Source organism: Frankia sp. AgKG'84/4 (genome assembly GCF_023242965.2).
GTDB lineage: Bacteria > Actinomycetota > Actinomycetes > Frankiales > Frankiaceae > Frankia.
Map to the genome: position 1 here is coordinate 1 of NZ_JALKFU020000316.1, position 6064 is coordinate 6064.

Sequence of the window (6064 nt, forward strand, 5' to 3'; positions counted from 1 at the left end):
GGATACACCCGCTGAAAGGCTCAACCGCCTGCTACTATCGCAAAGCGGTTGATGCACTGACGGGTTGAGGTCGCCCATCAGTACAAGACTTGCAGCATACGGGACCGGCCAGCTTGAGTTGAACTTTAAGTCCGTATTTTCTATATTGATTGCAATTGCTTCGACAAATACGGCCAATCCAAATGGTCTCCGGAACCTCGTTCGGCCAGGCAGCGGTAACCCCATCAAGGGTGCTTTCTATGCCATTTTTATGGCTTTCTTTTACCTAATCGTCGACGAAGAGAAATCTCCTGCCGACGATGCAAAAATAATCGCCGCCCTGGCAAACGTCGGGCCCCGACTGACCAGCCCCCACCATTTCACGACGACCGACGACCGCGTGAAAAATATTGCAATCGTCACAGGCCTGATTCAAAAACAGTTCGTCAGGAAAGAGCCGCCTGTCCTCCGCCACGGCCCATCGCTAGCGCTTGATCTGCGCAACTCGATCCTGCGTTCGCGCATTGAAACCCCGCGCTACGAATTCAAGCAGGGAATTCTGCGCCTCGACGGACAGCGACCCGTCGAGCCCAACATTGGCGACAAACTAGTGGAAACTGCGTGTGGAATATCCAACCTTGGCCCCGATAGTACTGGATATATTTTCATTGGCGTGACCGATAAGCCCCGGCATGCCGAGCGCGTACGAGCGCTCGACGGGATCGAACCGAGCGAGGTCGGCGACAGGCACGTCGTGGGGATCGACCGCGAGGCCGCTATACTGGGCATCTCGGTTGAAGACTACGTCGGAAAGATTGCCGGATATTTCAAGGCTAGTGGACTGACAGAGCCACTAAAAACACAACTACTATCGCAGATTGACGCGGTTCTCTTTCAGCGCCACTCTGTGATTCGAATTACCATACCGCGCCAAAGCGACGTGTCGTTCGTGAACGATATTGCATATACGCGACAACTGTCCTCTACAGAGGTCGCCGAGGGGCCGCGCCTTCGTGCGATAACAAGGCTCTTTCCGACATAGCCGTTCGGATGATGCTGCCGCGCCGCTTCCGTTCCTCGGCGCTGGCGCGCCTGCGGTACGGGTCGGCTTGCCAACGAAGATCGTCGGTCACCTCAGTGCTGGGGTGACCTGACAGCCAAGTTGACAGCCGAGCCGCCGGACGTCGGTGGATGTCTGCGGACTCTGGTGGACGCGCCGGCAGAGGTGGGCGGATTCCCTGGACCTCCGTGGACGTCCCCGGAAGATCCAGATCGAACTACGGATCAGAAGGTTGTTAGTGGGGTGGCTCTGGCAGCCAGAATGGCAGCCAAGTTCGCGGACGGCGGGAGACGGCCACGGGACTCGATGGACGAAGTCGAGCCCGTGACCAGCACTGGCGGACGTTCACGGACGCCAGCGGACGAGTCACCGAAGATCTCATAATCCGTCGGTCGTGGGTTCGAGCCCCACCCGCCCCACCACATCCCTTGCGCCCCAGCGACTTTATGATCCTTTAGCCACACTTCGATCATGCGACCCCCTACAATCCCCCTACTTTGACCGACCGAGAAGGCTCACGACTCACTCGAGCCCGCCAAGCCAATCGTGACGCACAGTAGTTGATGTGATTCTCGCCACACTAAGAGTCCTGGTCGCGATCAAGGCAGTGCGGCCAGGGCGGAGTGGCCCAATCACGCGCGTTTTTCGGTGACTGGCCGCCAGAACCATCCCCGTCGCCGCGAGCCTTGAAGGCACGTCCAGCTGGATCCCAGCCGACGATCACACCATCCTCGCCGCAGCTCAAGCCCTCGCCTTTGGCTCAACGCAACTTCCATATCCGCGGCAAATGCGCACGCCTCACCTCGACGGGCCGAACCGGCTTGGCGTTCCAGCCACCGGCGCCGCTTTGCCTTCACCCTGGCTGCTCGCGAGCGGCCCGCGGGGCGTGTTTTTGCCGACCGCCAGCCCAACCACAGCAACAATTTCCGGCCCGGGTCGGGCACCAGCCCAGGGCTGCGGCAAAGTTGCTGGTTAGCAATTCAGGTTCGTGATCGTGGTGAGTGGTCGGTCGGGTCGGCGGGCGTGGTGGCGTAGCGCTTGGGCGATGTTGGTGGTGCCGGTCAGGCGCAGGATGGCGAGCGCGAGGTTGCGGAGGCTGGCCATGATCTGGGGTGCGTTTCCGGTGCGGGCGCGGTGGCGGTCCTCGTCGTAGGTGACGTCGCGCACCCAGTGCAGCCGGTTCTCCACGGACCAGTGGTCGCGGGCGAGGTCGGCGAGTAGGGCGGGGCTGGCCTGGTGGGTCGGCAGGCTGGTGATCGCATACACGGTCTGCGTGTCAGCTGGCCGGCCGGCGACTGCCCGGCGGCGGATGATCTGGATGGCCTGGACGGCGTGAGGGAAACCGATGCCGGCGCGGACCTCGGTGGTTTTCAGGACCCGGGTCTCGACGCGGCCGTGTCCCCGGTCGTGGGAGCGAGCCCGGGTACGGACCTTCGTCCAGGGCAGGGCAGCGAGCTGGGCAGACAGGCCGGGCTGGTTCGCTTTCGCGACCAGGACGTAGTGGGCGCCGCGGTCGACAAGCCAGGCGGCGGTGTCGCGTTGGGTGTGTAACGCGTCCGCGGTCACCACCGCACCGGCCAGCTCGACCGCGCTGAGCAGGGTTTTCAGCTCGCCGATCTCGTTGGTTTTCGCGTCGACGGCGCGCTGGGCGAGCACGACGTGGTGCTGCTGGTCGAACGCAGTGAGGAGATGCCGGCCGGGGGTGTCGCCGGCTCGTGAGCCGCGCAGGGTCTTCCCATCGACCGCGATCCGCCGCCGCTGCCCCGGAGCCGGTGTGGTCGCGGTGGCGGCCCACGCTCCGAGGGCGGTGTCCAACGCGTCGGCGTCGAGGTGGGTGAAGACCCGGCGGAACGTCGAGGCGTCCGGGACCCGCACGATCCCCAGCGCCGACCAGACGGTCTCGCCGGCGTCCGCGGCCCATTCGGCGATCGCGGTGAACGACCGGGCCCCTGCCAGCACCGCGCACGTCGCCAGCGTGAGAAGGACCGGTAGTCGGTGCCGGCGCCCGCGGCGTTTCCGGGGGTCGGTGACCTGGGCGAATACCGCCAGCAAACCCGCCGGCGACGCCGACCGTGGCGCACGCTCCGTGACGGCCAAGGCCAGCTGATCCAGGACAGGGGCAGACGGAGATAATCGTTCGGCGGGCATGACACCTCAGGGCGATCAGGATGGCGTGAGAACCTCCATGATCAGCCGAGGGTCATGCCCGTCCTCGTTCAGGGCCCCAGCCCCACCCGCCCACACACCCCGTCTCCACGAGAAACCCTCACCACGACCTATGGACAGCTACTCAGCAAACTTGCCGGCACCCTGCGACCGACCACTCACCACGATCACGAACCTGAATTGCTAACCAGCAACTTTGCCGCAGCCCTGACGGAGAACCCCTTAGGGCAGGGGAGTACACGGTAGCTCCGGAACGGGTCGACGGAATGATCGTGCAGCGGGGCAGGCGCCAGGCTGTGCGAGTTCGAGTACGGTAAAGCGCCGCGTCGTCGCGTAATCGACCCGTATTGACTATCACTGCGGGAGTGCAATGAGGAGCGTCGAAGAATGCCTTGAACAGGTGGACGACGTCGTCCGTCGCACAGACGTCGTCTATCTAGACGTGGGCGGTATGCTCGCTCACGAGGGATTCACAAGCGGCCTGCTGCTGGTTGTACGTCAGTTTCTCTTGCGGTTCTCGGCATGCGGTATTTCTACTGGAGTCATCTCAGTGGTAGGCGCCGACCACTGGGCGTGTCATGACGACGGCTCTGTCTCACTTTCGGTGGTGACGGAGGGTTAGTTGAGGAGGATGCGGTGGCGGAGGAGGGGGAATCCGGCTCGGCCGTGCATCTGACGCATGATCCGTTTGGTTTTGGTGTTCACGCCTTCGGTTCCGCCGTTGTGGTGAGGAAGGGTGAGGGCTGCGTTGGCGGCTGCGCGGTCGAGATCGAGGCCGCGGGTGAAGGCGTGCAGGTGGGGCAGGTCGGCGGCACGGGCTGTGGTGATCCACTCGTCGAGTCGGTGGGCGTTGCCGTCCGCGGGGTGGAGAAGCTGCGCGAAGCCGCGCACGAGTCCAGCGAGATCGATCATTTCCGGGCAGGCGGTGGTGAGGTCGCCGAGCCGGTCATGTTGGCTGTCGGTGAGCCGGTCGGGTCGGGTGAGCAGGAGCCGGGTGACGCGTCGTGGTGAGATCGCAGGCCGGTCGGCGTCGACGCGGCCCTGGTTGATGTAGCGGACGAACAGGTTGAAGCTACCGTCATATCCTTGCTCTTTGATCTCGTGGAACAGCCGCAGCACGGGGGCGGCGGGCTCGTCGGCGCGGCGGCGTTTCAGATAGTCGCGGTAGGGATCGACCAGAGTCGGTCGGTAGGCCGGTGCCCGCACGAGCCGCTCGGGTTCGCTGGCCCGCGCGTAGCGTTTGACCGTGTTCAGGCTCAGGTTGAGCCGCCGTGCGCAGTCGAGTAGTCCGACACCCTGGTCACGCAGGTCGTGGACCTGCGCCCAGCGTTCCCGTGTCGTCTGGGCGCGGGGGCCGTCGTTCGGTGGCGGGCCGGCTTTGGCCCAGCAGCCGCTGTGCGCGGCGACCTCGGTGTGCACGGCCGCCGCGAGACCGTGCCAGAGGTGCCAGCGGTCGCTGACCTGGACCGCGTCGGGCAGGACACGGCGGACCGCTTCGGCGTAGGCGGCGGAGCCGTCCCGGCAGACCACCTCGACGCCGGGATGGGCCCGTAGCCATGCCTCCAAAGCGTCAGCGCCGCGGCCCGGCAGGACATCGACACGGCGCCGGGTCTCGGCGTCGATCAGGATCGTGGCGTAGGACCGTCGGCGACGCAGCGCGAAGTCATCGACCCCGAGGACCCGCGGCACCTGCAACGGTGGGAGCGGCAGACGCAGCAGGCAGCGCAGCGCACTGTGCCGCGACAGCCCGATCGCCAGCACAGACAGGACCCGGGCACTGGCCCTGCCGGCTAACTCCCGCACGACGGCGCCGACCTGCGCGGCCAGCCTCGCCGTGCGCCGCTGGTAGCGCTCCAGCACCCCAGGCAGCTGCTCACGAAAGGTCTGCCGACAGCCACCCGTCGGGCAGACCAGCCGGCGGAACCGCACGACCACCAGCACCCGGCGGGCATCGATCGCGACATCCGCCAGCGTCCGCTCGTGATAACCATGCACCCGCGACGTCGCCGCCCCACAACCAGGACAGCCCGCCGGCCCGTCAGGCGTCCGCGCCCGCACCCGGACCAGCTCGCCGTCGTCCGTCACATCCTCGACGACCAGCGGCGACAGACCCGAAAACGCCAGCTTGACCAGACGATCCGCTCCACACATGACACATCGTGCCGACACCCACCACCTGGACACGCCCACTTCCAGCGTCAGGCCTCACCGAAGACCACGCTCCGTCACCACCGAAAGTGAGACAGAGCCGTTACTTTTACAGGCCCCAGAGGGGCGCGCACTCAGGCGCCGCCGCCCGTCATGGGGGCTCGGGGCTGGGACTCCGCGGTGACAGGACGGCGGCGAGAAGGCCGGGAAAGCAGGCCTCGATGTCGTCGTGCCGGATGGCAACGCTGCGGCGGCGGCCCTCCAGCATTGTCAGGGTCAGGCCCGCCTCCCGGAGCACACGGTAGTGGTGGGAGATTGTCGGAGGGGTGACATCGACCTCGGAGGCGAGGGCGGCGCAGTCGGTGGCGCCGGTGCGGAGGTACATCTGTCGCATCAGCGTCAGACGGACTGGGTCGGCCAGTGCGGCAAGGATCGTGACCAGATCGGTCGAGTCGCGGCTGGGCTGCGGTAACTGACGTGGCACACCGGCCTCCTCGCTCGGAGTCCGACACCGCCGGCCATCCCGGCGAGGAGAATGGGCCGCGGACACGGACATGGCGGCTTCAAACGGTCGTAGCGACGCCCCGATAGGATGATCGTGACGGGGGTTGGGGGCTGGATGGTGGATGGTTCTGCGGGAGCGGTTGACGGTGGAGGATCGCGAGGCAATCTCGCGAGAGCTGAGCCAGGGGCGTTCAGCTCGATATATCG

4 protein-coding genes are annotated in these 6064 nt (G+C 65.6%); 1 reads left to right on the top strand and 3 read right to left on the bottom strand.

Going from position 1 to position 6064, the window contains the following annotated elements:
• Window positions 1–118 precede the first annotated feature (118 nt).
• Window positions 119–1021, top strand: coding sequence for a hypothetical protein (locus MXD58_RS17830; protein ID WP_250609607.1), 903 nt, complete (start codon window positions 119–121; stop codon window positions 1019–1021).
• A gap of 990 nt (window positions 1022–2011) precedes the next feature.
• On the opposite strand, the gene MXD58_RS17835 is transcribed toward MXD58_RS17830, so the two are convergent.
• The 3 genes from MXD58_RS17835 to MXD58_RS17845 all read right to left on the bottom strand — a co-directional run bounded on the left by MXD58_RS17835 (window position 2012) and on the right by MXD58_RS17845 (window position 5837).
• A complete protein-coding gene (locus MXD58_RS17835; protein WP_248841442.1) occupies window positions 2012–3187 on the bottom strand; it encodes an ISAs1 family transposase in 1176 nt (391 codons plus the stop codon).
• Between the two features lie 636 nt (window positions 3188–3823).
• A complete protein-coding gene (locus MXD58_RS17840) occupies window positions 3824–5356 on the bottom strand; it encodes an ISL3 family transposase (RefSeq protein ID WP_248841441.1) in 1533 nt (510 codons plus the stop codon).
• A 148-nt stretch (window positions 5357–5504) separates the two neighbouring features.
• A complete protein-coding gene (locus tag MXD58_RS17845) occupies window positions 5505–5837 on the bottom strand; it encodes an ArsR/SmtB family transcription factor (RefSeq protein WP_248841440.1) in 333 nt (110 codons plus the stop codon).
• Window positions 5838–6064: the final 227 nt, after the last annotated feature.

What these genes read in the sequence shown, in the direction of transcription:
- MXD58_RS17835 (WP_248841442.1), bottom strand. Translation starts at nt 3,187, where the DNA reads ATGCCCGCCGAACGATTATCTCCGTCTGCCCCTGTCCTGGATCAGCTG.
- MXD58_RS17840 (WP_248841441.1), bottom strand. Translation starts at nt 5,356, where the DNA reads ATGTGTGGAGCGGATCGTCTGGTCAAGCTGGCGTTTTCGGGTCTGTCG.